The organism is Campylobacter sp. P0085, assembly GCF_002139495.1.
Taxonomy (GTDB): Bacteria; Campylobacterota; Campylobacteria; order Campylobacterales; family Campylobacteraceae; genus Campylobacter; species Campylobacter devanensis.
The window spans coordinates 100,152-115,624 of record NZ_MJKB01000003.1 but is presented as its reverse complement, the minus strand read 5'-3'; the positions used below and the strand labels follow the sequence as shown (position 1 = coordinate 115,624).

Sequence of the window (15,473 nt, the reverse complement as noted above, 5' to 3'; positions counted from 1 at the left end):
TTAACCTCCACAAACTGGTGGTAAAATACAGATTCTATCACCATCATTTAGCTTAGTATTTATATCACTTGCAATTTCATCATTGATTGCTACAGCGCATAATTCTAGCCATTTTGATACTTGTTCATTTTGGGTTAAAATTTCCTTAAGCTCTTTTAAGTTTGCAACTTCAAGCTCCATTGCATCAAGTCCAATTGGTCCTAAAAACTCCACTTTTATCATATTTTTCCTTTAAATTTTAATAACTATAGTTTTATAATTTACATAATTTACAAAGGCACCATTTTGGATTTTTACATTTTGTCTTTTAGTATAATCAACCTCATAGCTACCGCTAGATTTAGTGCTAAATTGAACACAAAGCTTGGCCGCAAATAGCGTAATTTCCTCGTTTAAATTTAGCTTATTAGATTTAACAATAACATGTGCGCTAGCCCTATCTTTTAAATGAAACCAAAAATCATCTTTTTTGGCATTTTTTAGCAAAAACTCATTTCCTTTTTGACTTTTACCAAGGCTGATTTTATATCCATTGATATAGAAATTTTCTACCAGATCGTTAAATTTAGCTTCGCTTTTTTGTCCTTGCTTTTTAGGAGATAAAATCTCAATTTCATTTGCATCACAGCTTGTGTTTATAGCATTTTTAAGAGAGTTTAGAAATTCTAATTTTGTTAGCAAATTTTCTTTTTGAATCTCTATATTTTGTGCTTTTTGTCTTAATTTTTTACTAGATTTAAACATCTCATTTGCTGCAATTTTTGGCGAAGAATCAATAGTAATTTGAATAATATTGCCACTATAATCCATAAGCTTTAAATCTCTATCATAATCATTTAAATTATGCAAATTTGCAATTATTAAATTTGCTTTTTGGTTTAGTTCATTTGCCCTATTATTAAGCTCATAGCTTGTTTGGAGTGTATTTAAATTTGAGTTTAAAATCTCAATTTTTTTATTGATATTTGCTATCTTGTTTGCTTTGATCTGCTCTAAATTTTTTAAAGAAATTTTGGCAAATTCATCTTGAAAATACTCATCAAAATTCTCTATAATTTGGCTTGGTTTTTCTTTTATCTCTATCCCTTCAAGCAAGGTTAAAACCTTACCAACTTTTATACTTCTTGTAGAATTATCAAAATGATGTAAAGCCTCTAAGATTACTCCATTTTCATCGCAGATAATCGCATTAGTAAATCGCCCAGTAAACTCCAAATATAGCGTACTAACAAGCTCTTTATATGAACCTAAAAAAGATGCTTTAATAGCTAAAATTCTATTATTAGGTAAAGTTTTTATACTTAAAATTTTAGCCGAGTTTAGACGCTTTTTAAGCAAAATATCAAATGGAGCCTTATACTCTTTAATTTGAATTTGATCGCTTTTATATATAGCTGAAGATGTTTTATTTAGATCAAATATCAGCTCATAATCACCATCAAATCTAATAGCAACCATCAAATCACCAATTCTTTTGATAGATGAAATTTTACGAAATTTAGACAAAAATTCTGAGATTTGGATTAAAATTTTGTATTTCATAAGCACGATTATACCAAAAATTTGCTACAATGTAGCCCAAATTTGGTTAAAAAAGGAAGTGTATGAAGCAGACAATAACTGAGAAAATTTTTAGCGAGCATGTAGGCAAAAAAGTAAGCGCTGGTCAAATCGTAGAGAGCAACATTGATATGGTAATTGGAAATGATATTACTACACCAATTTCTATCAAAGCTTTTAAAGAAAGTGGAGCTAAAAAACTAGCCAATCCAAATGGTTTTGCTATTGTTATGGATCACTATATCCCAGCAAAAGATATAATGAGTGCCAATCAAGCTAAAATAAGCAGAGATTTTGCTTATGAGCATGATTTACCAAATTTCTTTGATGAAAAAGATATGGGTATTGAGCATGCGCTAATGCCTGAAAAAGGTCTAGTAGTTCCAGGTGATGTTATCATTGGAGCTGACTCTCATACCTGTACGCATGGCGCTATTGGTGCATTTAGTACTGGTATGGGAAGTACTGATTTAGCATATGCAATGATAACAGGTAAAAACTGGTTTAAAGTGCCACCAACGATAAAAGTTGAGTTTGTAGGCAAACCAGGTGATCACATCTATGGTAAAGATCTAATCTTAGAAGTTATTAGAATGATTGGCGTTGATGGTGCGCTTTATAAGGCGCTTGAATTTACTGGTGATGCTATGGCGTATCTAGATATGGATAGTAGATTTAGCCTTTGCAATATGGCTATTGAAGCAGGCGGTAAAAGCGGCATAATCGCAGTTGACGATATCACAAAAGAATTTTTGAGCAAAGTAAATTTAAGAAGCGAGCCAAAACTTCATTATAGCGATGAAGGTGCAAACTATGACCAAATAATCACAATCGATGTTAGCAAACTTGAACCAGTAATTGCATATCCATATCTTCCAAGCAATGGTAAAAGCGTAAGTCAAGCTGTAAAAGATGATATTAAGATTGATCAAGCATTTATTGGAAGTTGTACCAATGGTAGATTAAGCGATTTAAGAATAGCAGCTCAAATTTTAAAAGGCAAAAGAGTAGCTAAACATACAAGGCTTATCATCACTCCAGCTACTCAAAAAATAGCCTTACAAGCACAAAAAGAGGGCTTAATGGATATATTTGTAGAAGCTGGTGCAGTAGTAAGCAATCCAACTTGTGGTGCATGTCTTGGTGGATATATGGGAATTTTAGGCGCCGGGGAGAGATGTATCAGCACGACAAATAGAAACTTTGTAGGCAGAATGGGCGATCGTACAAGTGAAGTTTATCTAGCAAATTCAGCTGTCGCTGCAGCAAGTGCAATTGCTGGTAAAATCGTAGATCCAAGAGATATCTAATGCAAAATGCGTTGATACTAGCTGGTGGAAAAAGCTCTAGAATGGGTACTGATAAGACTTTGCTAGAGTTTTGCGGGGCGCCTAGTATCACGCATTTTTTATTTGAGCGTTTAAGCAAGCATTTTGATAATGTAAAGGTTGCAAGCAAACAGGAAAAATTTAATCCAAAATTACCACTTTTAATAGATGAATTTAGCGAATTTGCTCCAATTTATGTCATTGCAAATTTAGATAAATATTATAATAATCCAGTCTTTATAATAGCAGCAGATACTCCATTTGTTGAGATTGATACTATTAAAGAACTATCAAAACAAAAGTCTCAAATAGCCATAGCAAGCGATGATGAGTTTATGCATTATCTATGTGGATTTTACTCTCCAAGTGTGGCTAAGTTAGCAAGACAAATGATAAAAAATGGCGATTTACGCCTAGCAAATTTAGCAAAAATTTGTGAGTGCAAGAGTATTAAATTTGGGAATTTGAAGCAGTTTTTTAATATAAACACTAAAGCCGATTATGAAGAAGCTAATATTTAGCATTTTTTTATTTTATGGCGGATTTATTAGTGGTTTTGCTGATGAATTTAGAGGCAAAATTGATGAGTGTAGTGATGAGTTAGTAGCTAATTTTAGCGCTATAGAGCTTTATCAAAAAGCAGTAGAATTTGAAAAATCTAGCAATTTTAAACAGGCTTTAAAATATTACAAACTCTCAGCTCAAAAGTCGCTTAAAAAATCTAGTGATTTATCTTTACAATCAGTATCTAATTTAGAGCAGAGTTTAAAATCTGAGCTAATTTTAAGCCCTAAGATAAATTTACCCACTCAAACTAATAAGCAATCAAATTCAAAATCTAAAATCAATAAAAATAATCAAAATTCACAAGAAAATGAACTATTTTGGGGAATTACGGCATACCAAAATAACTACTTTTTACCTATTTCATATTCAAGCTACAAAGGCACTCATAAAGATATTACCAGTGAGTTTTCTATCAGTCTTAAAAAACTCATAGCTAGTGATATAATTGGACTTAATGAGGATTACTATTTTGCTTACACTCAGCTTTCATGGTGGGATATTTATGCTGATTCTTCGCCATTTTATGAAAATAATTATCAACCAGAAATTTATACTCAAATACCAGTTGATTTTTATAATTTTAATCATATTCGCCTTGGATTTTTACATGATTCAAATGGCAAAAGTGAGCTAGAATCTCGCTCGTGGAATCGTATCTATAGCTCGTTTGAGTTGGATTTTGGCAAGTTAAGTTTAACTCCACGGCTTTGGCTTAGGCTACCCGATAATGAAGATGATAATCCAGCTATTGTTAAATACAATGGAATTATTGATTTAACTGCATATTATAAGCTGCCTAGCGGCTCATTTATCCAAAGCATTTTTAGTAATAATCTACGCTTTGATAAGGAAAATAAAAGCTCATTTGAGTTACGATATCTGCATTATATTGGGGATGGATTTTATATTTATTTAAGCGGATTTAGCGGTTATGGATATGAGTTGGTGTATTATAATAAGTATCAAAATCGCATTGGAATAGGTATTGCGTTTAGATAAGTTTTGATTTGCAATATATTAAAATGGTTTAAAATTAAATTAATAGTTAGTCGTAAATTATCTTTGCAAGAAAAATAGCTAAAAATAAAAAAGCACAATATAAAGAGCGATAAAAAAGAGATTGAAGTCTTCATTAATATCTATAAAAGATAGATGGCATTAAATTAATAACACTCCCAACTACTTTAGCGGTTGGGAGTGTTACTTAAATAGATATTACTTGCTAAATTTATAATTCAAACAAAATCAAGTTCTTACACTCCTGCGATTTTAGCAAGTGTTTGGATAGTTTGAGTAAATTGGACATTCTCATCGGGATTTTGTTTCATAAAATCCTCCATAGCAGCTTTTTTGCTTATAGCATAATCTAACTCGTTATCTACACCTTTTTGGTAGGCGCCAATGCGGATTAATACCTCATTTTCTTTAAGCATAGAAAATAGCCTTTTGAATTTATTAGCATTTTGTCTATGCTCTTTAGTAATTACATCGTTCATAACACGGCTAGCTGAGTTTAAAATATTAATTGGAGGATATATCCCAAAGTCTGTTAGCTCTCTACTTAGTACGATGTGACCATCTAGTATAGAACGGCTTTGATCAGCTATCGGATCGCTCATATCATCGCCTTCTACTAAAACGGTGAAAAATGCCGTGATAGAGCCTTTGCCTTCTTCTTTTCCAGCTCTTTCCATGAGTTGCGGCAATAAGGTTAGAGCGCTTGGTGGATAGCCTTTTGAGGTTGGTGGCTCGCCTAAGGCTAGTCCGATTTCACGCTGAGCCATAGCAAATCTAGTTACGCTATCCATCATAAATAGCACATCTTGCCCTCTATCTTTAAAATACTCTGCAACACTCATTGCGCAAAATGCGCCATATTTTCGCATTAGTGAACTATCATCGCTAGTGGCTACTACTATTACTGTGTTGGTCAGGTCTCCGCCTAGATTTTTTTGGATAAATTCAGGTACCTCACGCCCACGCTCACCAATGAGCGCAATGACTTTGATTGGAGCTGTAGTATTTTTTACTATCATTCCCATTAGAGTGGATTTCCCAACTCCTGAACCAGCAAATATTCCAAGTTTTTGACCCTTTCCACAAGTTAGCAATCCATCAATGCTCTTAACACCAACACTAAAACATTCATTGATTAATCCACGTTTCATAGCTGGGATTGGCGGACGCATTATAGAGATTAGTTCCATACAGTTAATTGGCCCTTTATCGTCTTTTGGATTCATAAATGGATCAACTACACGTCCTAGTAAAGCCTCTCCTACTGGAATGCTCATCCCTTGATCGCTTGCATAGACTCTATCGCCAACCTTAAATCCTTCAACAAAGCCAAATGGGCTAACGCAAGCACCATTTTGATGGAGTTCTGTTACCATTCCTAGTTCAGTTTTATCGCTGTCGATACTAGTTATTTTTACTATATCGCCAATGCTTGGACGCAGACCAGATATCTCGATATTATTGGCATTAATGCGAGTTATTATGCCAAAGACGCTAGAGAGATTTACTTTTTTAGCGAGGCGATTTTTGATATTGTTCAGGCTCAAAATTTAACCGATTTTGGTGAATTTATTAGATCAAAGAACTCTTTGCGAGTCTCTGGGTTTTTTATAAATGAACCACGAAGTGCCGAAGTTGTAGTGACTGAATTGATTTTTTCAACGCCTCGCATCTCCATGCACATATGTCTAGCCTCTAGTACAACTCCAACACCTTTTGGATTAATCGCTTCTTGCAAGGCCTGTGCTATTTGTTCAGTCATCTGTTCTTGAATTTGTAATCTTCTAGCGTATATATTTACCATTCTTGGGATTTTGCTTAGCCCTACGACCTTTCCATCTGGAATGTAGGCTACATGTGCTCTACCGATTATAGGCAAAAGATGATGCTCACAAATACTATAAAACTCAATATCTTTGATTAAAACCATCTCATTATTGCTACTTTCAAACATCGCATCGCCTAAGATATCTAAAGGGCTTTGGCTATAGCCTTGAGTGATGAATTCATAGGCTTTTGCGACTCTTTTTGGAGTGTTTAGTAATCCATCTCTATTTGGGTCTTCACCCATGATTTCAAGCATCTTTTTTACGCAGTCTTGAAATTCAGTCATTCTGTTTTTATCAAACATAATTCACCTTAAAAAAATTTTGCATAATTTTACAATAATTTGACTTGAGAGCAAATAAATTTAGCAATTTATACTTAAATAAAGCAAAATTTTGCTATATTATGCGCCAAATTTTTGTCAAAAGGAAAATAATGGAAGTTAATGCTAAACTTACAAATTCAGTAAATGTTACTGCGACAACAACTCTAACAGCAGATGAGATAAAACAAAAAGTAGAAAAATTAGCACAAAAAGCAGCTAAAAATGTAAAAATTGATGGATTTCGCCCTGGTAAAGTGCCAGTAGCTGAAGTTATCAAAAGATATGGTAAAGACTTAGAAAATGACGCTCGTGGCGAACTTTATAGAGAATTTATAAGCGAATCTGTAAAATCAGTAGAGAGATCAAACTCAGATATAATTTCTGAACCAAGAGTTCTTAAATTTGATGAAAAAGATGGTAATATAGACATTGAAGTTGAAATTTCATTCCGTCCAACTGTAGATGTATCAGGATATGAAGCACTTATCCCAAGCTTTGATGAGCCAAAAGCAGAAAAAAGTGAGATAGACGCTAAAATCAATGAATTTTTAAATATGATGGCTCCACTTGAAAAAGTAGAAAAAGATAGTTTAGAAAAAGGCGACTTTGCTAAATTTGATTTTGAAGGCTTTGTAGATGGTGTTGCATTTGATGGCGGCAAGGCTGAGGGATATGTGCTTGAGATTGGTAGCGGTCAGTTTATTCCAGGATTTGAAGATGGAATGGTTGGATTAAAAGTTGGTGAAGAAAAAGATATAAATGTAACATTCCCAGCTGAGTATGGCGCAGCACATTTAGCAGGCAAAGCCGCAGTATTTAAGGTAAAACTACATGAAATCCAAGGTAAAAAAATTGGCCAATTAGATGCTGAGGCTCTAAAAAAAGTTCTTCCAAATGAAGAAAATCCAACTAAAGAGATACTAGAAGAGCGTATTAGCAGTCAAATCAAAGCTGAAAAAATGGCTAAATTAGTTGCTGAGGAGCTAAAACCTAAATTCGCCCAAGCTGCTGTAGAAAAATTTAGCTTTGATCTACCAAATAACATAGTAGAACAAGAGATTGATATGCAGTTTAGAAATAACTGGATGAGTTTTAGCGATGAAGAACGCAAAAAATTCCAAGAAGACCCAAAAGCATTAGAAGAACAAAGAGCAAAATATAAAGATGATGCGCTAAAAAGTGTTAAACTTACATTTATTATTGATGAGCTAGCTAAAGTTCGCAATATTGCTGTAGCCGATAATGAAATTTTACAAACAATCTATTTTGAGGCTTATAGATATGGAGTAGATCCAAAAGAGCATCTAGAAAACTACAAAAAACAAGGTATGATTCCAGCAATTAAGATGGCATTGGTAGAGGAAAAATTATTTACAGATCTATTTGGCAAAAAAGATGAGAGCAAATAATGATACCTTATGTAATTGAAAATGATGGCAAGGGAGAGAGAAGCTATGATATCTACTCTCGATTGCTTAAAGACCGTATAGTAATGCTCACTGATGAGATAGAAGATCGTATGGCTAGTGCAATTGTAGCTCAGCTACTATTTTTAGAAGCACAAGATCCAGATAAAGATATCTATCTATACATAAATAGCCCAGGCGGTGTAGTAACTAGCGGTATGAGCATCTATGATACTATGAATTATATCAAGCCTGATGTCTGTACCATCTGTATAGGTCAAGCTGCTAGTATGGGCTCATTTTTGCTAAGTAGTGGGGCAAAAGGCAAGAGATATATTTTGCCAAATGCTAGGGTTATGATTCATCAGCCTCTAGGCGGAGCGCAAGGTCAGGCTACTGATTTAGAGATTAGAACTAAAGAAATTCTAAGAATCAAAGAGAATTTAAATAGTATTTTAGCTAAAAATACAGGCCAAAAACTAGCAAAAGTTGTAAAAGATACAGACAGGGATTACTTTATGAGTGCCCAAGAAGCTGTGGAGTATGGTATTGTTGATACGATTTTGACAAAGAGTTTTAAATAAATTTTAAGGTGTTGAGATGGTTAAATTAGATGAAGATAAAAAAGCAAGGCCAGCTCCTAGACCGGCTGTAGTTAGAACTGGAATTCGCCCAACTGCTATGGGTAGCGATGATGAGAATGTTGATTTAAATAAATTCTCTTCTGCGGTTTTAAAGCAGTTGCTAGCTGAGAATATCCAGCCAACACCTGAAAATTTTGATATATATTTTAGAAAACTTTTAGAAAGTAAGCCTGCAAATTTTCAAAAAAAGGTCTTAGAGCTACTAGATTTTAGCAAAGAAGACAAGCTTGACCGTCAAGCCTTAATAGAAAAAGATATTAAAACTGGCTTTGCCCAGATTCGTTCTATGATGCAGATTATATCGCTTATTTATAAGAATTTAGGCATTATGAAAGGCATAGCTAAAAAGCGCCTAAATGAGATGAGTGCTAGTGCTAATCCGCTTGAAATTCAAGGCAATATCAAGGCTTTTGGTGAGGAGTTGAGTAAGCTAAATATTTTAATGGAGCGCCACATCGGAGCTATTAAAACTAGCTATGAAGAGGTTGATAAAATCTTTAAAAATGTTGAAGATAACTCTATTTATGACTCCAAATTTGAAGTTTATAATAAAAAATATTTACTAAAAGTTTTATACGATGAGTTTAATGATGTTAAACGCTATAAATACAATGTAAGCATCATGCTAATTCATGTTAAAGATAGTGTTTTAAACAAAATCCCAAGTCTAAAAGACAAAAACGGAATTTTACGAAATATTGCCAAAATTCTACTTAAAACATCACGCCGAAGCGATATTGTGGCTCACTATGGTGATGGTTGTTTTGCGATGGTGATGAAGCACACAGATCTTGAAAGTGCCAAAAAGGCAGCCCAAAGGATTGCAGAGCTGCTTTATCAAACTACATTTTTTATGGGCGAAGATGAACTAGATATGGATATGGAGCTATCTGTTGGTTCGATTGATCCTGAGAGTAGTATAGAGGAGATTCTATCAGCACTTTTAGATGCATTGCCTCGTAGCGGCAAAGGGTTAAAGTTATTTGAGACTGTAGAGAGCTAATATGGTTTTAGAAATTTTAGAATATCCTGATAAGAGGCTTTTTGAGCGTAGCGTAGAGGTGGATAAATTTGACACTGAACTAGGCGAGTTTTTAGATAATATGTATGATACGATGATTTTTAAAGGCGGAATTGGTTTAGCTGCTATTCAAGTAGGCAGACCAATTCGTGCCTTAATTATCAATCTAATAAATGAGAATGAAATTCAAGACAAAGGTGATTTGCTCGAAATCATTAATCCTAAATTTATAAAAAAAGATGGGGAGCAACTCTATCAAGAAGGCTGTCTGAGCGTGCCTGGATACTACGAAGATGTAAAAAGAGCTGCAAATGTAACACTAGAGTATCAAGATAGATTTGGAGCTAGTCACACACTTGAGGCAGATGGTTTACTAGCTGTTGCCTTGCAGCATGAAAATGATCACTTAGATGGACATCTATTTATAGAGCGAATTGGCTTTAATAAGCGTAAAAAATTTGATAAAGAGTATAAGAAAAAGTCAAAACAAAAACCATTATGAAAGCCCTAAAATGCGCCTGTTTGAACTCAAAGCTACATATAATTGATATAGAATCTACTTTGCTTAGAGCTTTGCCTGGATTTGAGATCGTTGGACTTGCTAGTGTAACTATCAAAGAGTCAGTAACCCGTGTCAAATCAGCTCTTGTAGCTTTGCATGATTTTACTCTTCCAGCGATGAAAATCATCATAAATCTTAGTCCAAGTGATGTTAAAAAAGACGGCTCGCATTTTGATTTGGCTATTGCACTTTTGGTATTGCTGCAAAAAGAGCGTTTCGATAGTGATTATTTCGTATTTGGCGAGTTAGGTCTTGATGGTAGACTGCGTAGTTCAGCTGAGCTTTTTTCAGTTTTGCTTTTTCTTAGTACGCATGTCAAAAGTGCTAAAATATTACTTCCAAAGGATATTGCGCTTAGAGCTGCAATGATACCAAATTTTGAAGTTTATGCTGTGGAGAATTTAGCACAAGCAAGGGATTTTTTCTTAAATGATGAATTTAAAATTAGTTGCAAAGTCGATGCAACTCATCCAATTTTTGATAATGTCATCGAAATTGCAGGTCGTAAATTTGTTCCAAATTTACATTTTAAGCTCGATTTTATCGATATCAAAGGGCAAGAGCGTGCTAAGCGCGCTAGCATAATTGCAGCAGCCGGAATGCATAATATTTTATTTGAGGGAAGTCCAGGATGTGGAAAGAGTATGAGTGCAAAACGACTACCATATATTATGCCGCCACAAAGCCTAGAAGAGATTTTACTAGCAAGTGCTTATGAGTCATTGAATTCAAATAGTAGTGATTTTAGCGCCATTAGAGCTTTTAGGAGTCCACATCACACAAGCACAAGAAGCTCAATTTTTGGAGGCGGAAGCAGTGCAGCAAAGATTGGCGAAGTCGCATTAGCCAATGGTGGCGTACTATTTTTTGATGAATTTCCTTATTTTGGTAAGCAGATTTTAGAAAGCCTTAGAGAGCCATTAGAAGATTATAAAATTAACATTTCTAGAGTAAATTCAAAGGTTAGCTATGATACGAAATTTCTATTTGTTGCAGCGATGAATCCTTGTCCGTGTGGAAATGCATTTAGTAAAAATAATGTTTGTACTTGTAGCGATAAAGAGATTGCAAAGTATAAAAATGTTATATCTGGCCCTATATTAGACCGTATTGATATATATTGTGCTATGGGTGAGATTAATGATGGAGATGTGCCAAGTTATAGCTCAAAACAGATGAGCGCAATGGTTTTAAATGCTTTTAAAAATCAGATTGAGCGTGGTCAAAGTGAGCTAAATGGCAAATTATGCGACTTTGATATTGCTAAGTTTTGTACTCTTGAGAATGCAGCAACAGAGATTTTAAGTAAAGCAATTACAAACTATCATCTAAGTCAGCGTGGAATAAATAAAATACTAAAAGTAGCTCGTACGATTGCTGATTTGCGTGATGCTAAATCTATCTCAAAAGCAGATATAATCGAGAGTTTAAGCTATAGGATGAAGAGATGAAAAGACTTTATACTAATACGGCTAAATTTGATAAAAATGCTGTTGATGTATTAGGATTTAGCGAGTTAGTTTTGCAAGAAAATGCTGCTCGTGCGGTAGCAGATTTGGTTCGTAAAGAGCTAAAAATTGGTACTAAAATCTTAGCGCTTTGTGGTAAAGGAAATAACGCAAGCGATGCAATTGCCGCACTTAGAATGCTTAGTGGTGAATATGAATGCGGATTGATTTTACTTCAAAAAGAACTTAATCACAATGCTCAAATTCAGCTAAATATCGCTAAAAATGTCGGTGTAAATGTTTTAGATTTAGATAGTTTAAGTAATTTTAGTGAGTTTGATTGTATAATAGATGGGATTTTTGGTAGTGGGTTTTGCGGAGAGATTGGTGAAAAAATTGCTAAAATTATAAAAATAGCAAATAGCTGTAGCGCTCTTAAAATTGCTGTAGATATACCAAGCGGAATAAGTGAAAATGGAGCCGTAGCAATAAATGGAGCGTTTAGGGCAGATTTTACCGTTTGTATGGGGGCGTTAAAGCTTGGGTTATATGCAGATGCTGCTAAAGATTTAGTAGGGCAGATCGTGCAGGCAAATTTGGGTTTAAATGAGAGCAAATTTAGTTTTGATGATAGCGATTTTTTAGTACTTTTAGATGATTTAATTTTGCCTAGTAGAGATATAGAAAATGTAAATAAAGGCGACTTTGGTCATGCATTTATTGCTTGTGGACAGATGAGCGGAGCAGCGCAGATTGCGGCAAATTCGGCACTTAGAATGGGGGCTGGTAGAGTAAGTATAGTAAATTTGACTAAAAGTATTCAAGGGCTTAGTAGTTTAAATTTAGATCCACAGATTATGCTTAAAAGCAGTTTTGATGGTGCAGATGCTGTGGCTTTTGGAATGGGGCTTGGTGAAGTTGAGTTTGATTTTATGAATTTACTCAAAAAGCCGTGTGTAGTGGATGCGGATGCATTTTATAAGCCTTGGATTTGTGAATTTGCTAGAAGTAATAAAGCTATTTTAACTCCGCACCCAAAGGAGTTTAGCTCATTGCTTAAGATTTGTGAAATAGGCGAATTTGATGTAGAGCAGATCCAAAATAACCGTTTTGAGCTAGCTCGCAAATTTAGCTCTAAATTTCTTGCTACACTTATACTAAAAGGGGCAAATCCAATAATTGCTCAAAATGGCGTGCTATATATAGCGCCACAGGGCAATGCAAAGTTAGCAGTTGGCGGTAGTGGCGATGCATTGGCCGGAATAATTTTAGCCTATTTAGCAGGTGGATTTAGCCCATTAAATTCGGCTATAAATGGCGTCCTAGCTCATCAAAAATCAGCTCAAATTTATAAGGGTAATAGCTATAGTTTTACCCCAAATGATATTATAGAAGGATTAAAATGGTTGTAAAAAATATTGCGGTTTTATTCAGTGGAAGTGGCTCGAATTTGCAAGCCATATTAGAAAAAGTTCATGGTAAGATTTTTAAAGGCATTAAGATTAATGTTGCTTTACTAATTTGTAATAATCCTAATGCTAAAGGGATTGAGCGTGCTAAGAAATTTGGTCTTGATACTGTGGTTATTAATCATAAAGATTATGCCAGTAGAGAGGAGTTTGATAAAGCAGTAGTTGATGAGATTAATAAATATAGTATTGATTTGACTATTTTAGCTGGATTTATGAGAATTCTTACGCCTATATTTACTGATAATATTAAAGCTATTAATTTACATCCAAGCATATTGCCACTATTTAAAGGAGCGCATGCTATAACAGATAGTTATCATAGCAATATGCAAATAGGTGGAGTAAGTGTACATTGGGTAAGTTCTGAGCTAGATGCTGGAGAGATAATAGCACAAAAGAGCTTCGCTCGGAAAACAAAAACCCTGCAAGAGTGGGAGAAAAAAATTCATAAAATTGAGCATAAACTACTACCAAAAACAATTATAAAAATTCTAACAAAGGATAAAAATGCTTGAGTGGATCTATATGCCTGAGGCGTGGATTAGCTTAATGACGCTAACTGCACTTGAGATAGTTTTGGGTATTGATAATATTATATTTATAGCAATTTTATGTGGCAAATTGCCAAATGAACAAAGAGATCGTGCCAGGGTAGTTGGTCTTGGGCTTGCGATGATAACTAGAATATTGTTACTACTTAGCCTATTTTGGATTATGAAGCTTACTACGCCGCTATTTAGCGTGATAGGGCAAGAAATTTCAGGGCGTGATATCGTATTGATTGCTGGTGGGTTGTTTTTGATAGCTAAATCCACTCTTGAATTACACTCACACGCAGTAGGTGAAAATGAAGAACAAAGTATGGCTAGCAAGGCTGGAGCTGGCTTTATGATGATTATTATTCAAATTGCTGTACTTGATATTGTCTTTTCGCTTGATAGCGTGATTACAGCCGTAGGTATGGCCGATCATATAGAGATTATGATATTAGCCGTTATATTAGCAGTTGGTGTGATGTTGCTTGCTAGCGGTGCTATTAGTAGATTTGTGGAGTCCAATCCGACTATTAAAGTTTTAGCTCTTGCGTTTTTGATTTTAATAGGCGTGGCGCTAGTGGGCGAAGGGTTGGAGTTTCATATACCAAAAGGTTATATATATTTTGCTATGGCATTCTCTTTGGTAGTAGAGATGATAAATCTTTATTCAAGAAAAAAGAGAAATAATATTGCTTAAATTTGGAATAATTTTTCAAATTTAAGCTAAATTTAATTGACAAATGATTTTTTTTTGTATATAATTTCAGCTCTTTATTTGAAATAGCGAGACTATACTTCGGGGTGTAGCGCAGTCTGGTTAGCGCACTTGGTTTGGGACCAAGGGGCCGAAGGTTCGAATCCTTTCACCCCGACCATGTGGTGAGTGTAGCTCAGTCGGTTAGAGCATCAGATTGTGGTCCTGAGGGTCGTGGGTTCGATTCCCATCACTCACCCCATTTATATGAGGAGACTGCGCTTGTAGCTCAATTGGATAGAGCGACAGACTTCGGATCTGTAGGTTGTGGGTTCGAGTCCTACCTGGCGCACCACTTTCAAATATAAGAGCTGAGTTTTCATATGCGCTCATAGCTCAGCTGGATAGAGCAACGGCCTTCTAAGCCGTAGGCCAGAGGTTCGAATCCTCTTGGGCGTACCACCTTGTTAAGTTTTTGCTTGACAAATCTTATTATTGTTGCGGACGTGGTGAAATTGGCAGACACGCCAGACTTAGGATCTGGTGCCTTACGGTGTGGAGGTTCAAGTCCTCTCGTCCGCACCATCACTCCATTTCAATACTTTTCTTAAACTTTCACAAATTATTAAAAAAGCCCTAAAAATAGGATTTTGAAACTAATTTAAGCTTTTATTTGTTATCATTTCATTTCAGTTATTTTCACCCAAAGGGATACCCACGCAAATAACCAAATCCCAAAAAGGATACACAAATGAAAATGAAAAACTTTACAACAGACAGCCAACTAAAAGCCATTACGCCACCACCGCAAGACCAAAAAGCCAATATCTAGATATAAATTTTTCAAATTTCTAAAATGATTTTTAAAATTCATTTTAAATTTAGTTTAAAATCCCTTTTATATCATTTAATAGCGATGAAATCACAATAGGTAAAATAGCAAATTTATACTAGATTAAGCTAAATCAAACTTCAAATCAAATATCAAATTTAAATTAATGAAATTTGCCACGCATAAAAATATAAATATTAAGAAAAATTTATGTTTATGGCGAGTATAATAACT

Annotated in this window: 15 protein-coding genes and 5 tRNA genes; 16 read left to right on the top strand and 4 right to left on the bottom strand. The window is 34.6% G+C overall.

Features of this window, described 5'->3' with window-relative positions:
- A complete protein-coding gene (locus tag CIGNP85_RS04150) occupies positions 1 to 222 on the bottom strand; it encodes a MoaD/ThiS family protein (RefSeq protein ID WP_086253619.1) in 222 nt (73 codons plus the stop codon).
- A gap of 9 nt (positions 223 to 231) precedes the next feature.
- Positions 232 to 1,542, bottom strand: coding sequence for an NFACT RNA binding domain-containing protein (locus CIGNP85_RS04145; RefSeq protein ID WP_086287227.1), 1,311 nt, complete (start codon positions 1,540 to 1,542; stop codon positions 232 to 234).
- 62 nt (positions 1,543 to 1,604) lie between these two features.
- Here CIGNP85_RS04145 and leuC point away from each other — a divergent pair, with 62 nt between their 5' ends.
- From leuC to CIGNP85_RS04130, 3 genes are read left to right on the top strand one after another with little or no spacing between them, the layout of a single operon-like run.
- A complete protein-coding gene (gene leuC / locus CIGNP85_RS04140) occupies positions 1,605 to 2,870 on the top strand; it encodes a 3-isopropylmalate dehydratase large subunit (protein ID WP_086225196.1) in 1,266 nt (421 codons plus the stop codon).
- Positions 2,870 to 3,409: a molybdenum cofactor guanylyltransferase gene (locus CIGNP85_RS04135; protein ID WP_086287110.1), complete on the top strand. Its 540-nt coding sequence runs from the start codon at positions 2,870 to 2,872 to the stop codon at positions 3,407 to 3,409. The genes leuC and CIGNP85_RS04135 overlap by 1 nt, the downstream gene beginning before the upstream one ends.
- A complete protein-coding gene (locus tag CIGNP85_RS04130) occupies positions 3,390 to 4,454 on the top strand; it encodes a phospholipase A (protein WP_086238434.1) in 1,065 nt (354 codons plus the stop codon). The genes CIGNP85_RS04135 and CIGNP85_RS04130 overlap by 20 nt, the downstream gene beginning before the upstream one ends.
- A gap of 254 nt (positions 4,455 to 4,708) precedes the next feature.
- Here the strand turns inward: CIGNP85_RS04130 and fliI are convergent, their stop codons facing one another.
- Positions 4,709 to 6,019: a flagellar protein export ATPase FliI gene (gene fliI / locus CIGNP85_RS04125; RefSeq protein ID WP_086277300.1), complete on the bottom strand. Its 1,311-nt coding sequence runs from the start codon at positions 6,017 to 6,019 to the stop codon at positions 4,709 to 4,711.
- Entirely contained in the window at positions 6,016 to 6,603 is a 588-nt protein-coding gene (folE, locus tag CIGNP85_RS04120; protein WP_086225192.1) for a GTP cyclohydrolase I FolE, read from the bottom strand. The genes fliI and folE overlap by 4 nt, the downstream gene beginning before the upstream one ends.
- A 131-nt stretch (positions 6,604 to 6,734) precedes the next feature.
- On the opposite strand from folE, the gene tig reads away from it, so the two are divergent.
- From tig to CIGNP85_RS04055, 13 genes are all read left to right on the top strand, one after another.
- Entirely contained in the window at positions 6,735 to 8,033 is a 1,299-nt protein-coding gene (gene tig / locus CIGNP85_RS04115; protein WP_086232589.1) for a trigger factor, read from the top strand.
- Positions 8,030 to 8,614, top strand: a complete 585-nt coding sequence (clpP, locus tag CIGNP85_RS04110; protein ID WP_179186976.1) for an ATP-dependent Clp endopeptidase proteolytic subunit ClpP — start codon at positions 8,030 to 8,032, stop codon at positions 8,612 to 8,614. Before tig ends, clpP begins: the two co-directional genes overlap by 4 nt.
- A 16-nt stretch (positions 8,615 to 8,630) precedes the next feature.
- Positions 8,631 to 9,677, top strand: a complete 1,047-nt coding sequence (locus CIGNP85_RS04105; protein ID WP_086225189.1) for a GGDEF domain-containing protein — start codon at positions 8,631 to 8,633, stop codon at positions 9,675 to 9,677.
- Between the two features lies 1 nt (position 9,678).
- Complete coding sequence (def, locus tag CIGNP85_RS04100; RefSeq protein WP_086287108.1) at positions 9,679 to 10,197, top strand: peptide deformylase; 519 nt, start codon at positions 9,679 to 9,681, stop codon at positions 10,195 to 10,197.
- Complete coding sequence (locus CIGNP85_RS04095) at positions 10,194 to 11,708, top strand: YifB family Mg chelatase-like AAA ATPase (RefSeq protein WP_086287105.1); 1,515 nt, start codon at positions 10,194 to 10,196, stop codon at positions 11,706 to 11,708. The genes def and CIGNP85_RS04095 overlap by 4 nt, the downstream gene beginning before the upstream one ends.
- A complete protein-coding gene (locus CIGNP85_RS04090; protein WP_086287103.1) occupies positions 11,705 to 13,117 on the top strand; it encodes an NAD(P)H-hydrate dehydratase in 1,413 nt (470 codons plus the stop codon). The genes CIGNP85_RS04095 and CIGNP85_RS04090 overlap by 4 nt, the downstream gene beginning before the upstream one ends.
- Positions 13,108 to 13,692 (top strand): phosphoribosylglycinamide formyltransferase, encoded by a 585-nt coding sequence (gene purN, locus CIGNP85_RS04085; protein ID WP_086287101.1) that lies wholly within the window; start codon positions 13,108 to 13,110, stop codon positions 13,690 to 13,692. The genes CIGNP85_RS04090 and purN overlap by 10 nt, the downstream gene beginning before the upstream one ends.
- Positions 13,685 to 14,410: a TerC family protein gene (locus tag CIGNP85_RS04080; RefSeq protein WP_086234841.1), complete on the top strand. Its 726-nt coding sequence runs from the start codon at positions 13,685 to 13,687 to the stop codon at positions 14,408 to 14,410. Before purN ends, CIGNP85_RS04080 begins: the two co-directional genes overlap by 8 nt.
- 100 nt (positions 14,411 to 14,510) lie before the next feature.
- Positions 14,511 to 14,588, top strand: a tRNA-Pro gene (locus CIGNP85_RS04075).
- Between the two features lie 4 nt (positions 14,589 to 14,592).
- A tRNA-His gene (locus CIGNP85_RS04070) sits at positions 14,593 to 14,669 on the top strand.
- Positions 14,670 to 14,685: 16 nt separating this feature from the next.
- Positions 14,686 to 14,762, top strand: a tRNA-Arg gene (locus tag CIGNP85_RS04065).
- A gap of 30 nt (positions 14,763 to 14,792) precedes the next feature.
- Positions 14,793 to 14,869, top strand: a tRNA-Arg gene (locus CIGNP85_RS04060).
- 38 nt (positions 14,870 to 14,907) lie between these two features.
- A tRNA-Leu gene (locus CIGNP85_RS04055) sits at positions 14,908 to 14,992 on the top strand.
- Positions 14,993 to 15,473 lie beyond the last annotated feature (481 nt).

What these genes read in the sequence shown, in the direction of transcription:
- CIGNP85_RS04150 (WP_086253619.1), bottom strand. Translation starts at nt 222, where the DNA reads ATGATAAAAGTGGAGTTTTTAGGACCAATTGGACTTGATGCAATGGAG.
- CIGNP85_RS04145 (WP_086287227.1), bottom strand. Translation starts at nt 1,542, where the DNA reads ATGAAATACAAAATTTTAATCCAAATCTCAGAATTTTTGTCTAAATTT.
- leuC (WP_086225196.1), top strand. Translation starts at nt 1,605, where the DNA reads ATGAAGCAGACAATAACTGAGAAAATTTTTAGCGAGCATGTAGGCAAA.
- CIGNP85_RS04135 (WP_086287110.1), top strand. Translation starts at nt 2,870, where the DNA reads ATGCAAAATGCGTTGATACTAGCTGGTGGAAAAAGCTCTAGAATGGGT.
- CIGNP85_RS04130 (WP_086238434.1), top strand. Translation starts at nt 3,390, where the DNA reads ATGAAGAAGCTAATATTTAGCATTTTTTTATTTTATGGCGGATTTATT.
- folE (WP_086225192.1), bottom strand. Translation starts at nt 6,603, where the DNA reads ATGTTTGATAAAAACAGAATGACTGAATTTCAAGACTGCGTAAAAAAG.
- tig (WP_086232589.1), top strand. Translation starts at nt 6,735, where the DNA reads ATGGAAGTTAATGCTAAACTTACAAATTCAGTAAATGTTACTGCGACA.
- CIGNP85_RS04105 (WP_086225189.1), top strand. Translation starts at nt 8,631, where the DNA reads ATGGTTAAATTAGATGAAGATAAAAAAGCAAGGCCAGCTCCTAGACCG.
- def (WP_086287108.1), top strand. Translation starts at nt 9,679, where the DNA reads ATGGTTTTAGAAATTTTAGAATATCCTGATAAGAGGCTTTTTGAGCGT.
- CIGNP85_RS04095 (WP_086287105.1), top strand. Translation starts at nt 10,194, where the DNA reads ATGAAAGCCCTAAAATGCGCCTGTTTGAACTCAAAGCTACATATAATT.
- CIGNP85_RS04090 (WP_086287103.1), top strand. Translation starts at nt 11,705, where the DNA reads ATGAAAAGACTTTATACTAATACGGCTAAATTTGATAAAAATGCTGTT.
- purN (WP_086287101.1), top strand. Translation starts at nt 13,108, where the DNA reads ATGGTTGTAAAAAATATTGCGGTTTTATTCAGTGGAAGTGGCTCGAAT.
- CIGNP85_RS04080 (WP_086234841.1), top strand. Translation starts at nt 13,685, where the DNA reads ATGCTTGAGTGGATCTATATGCCTGAGGCGTGGATTAGCTTAATGACG.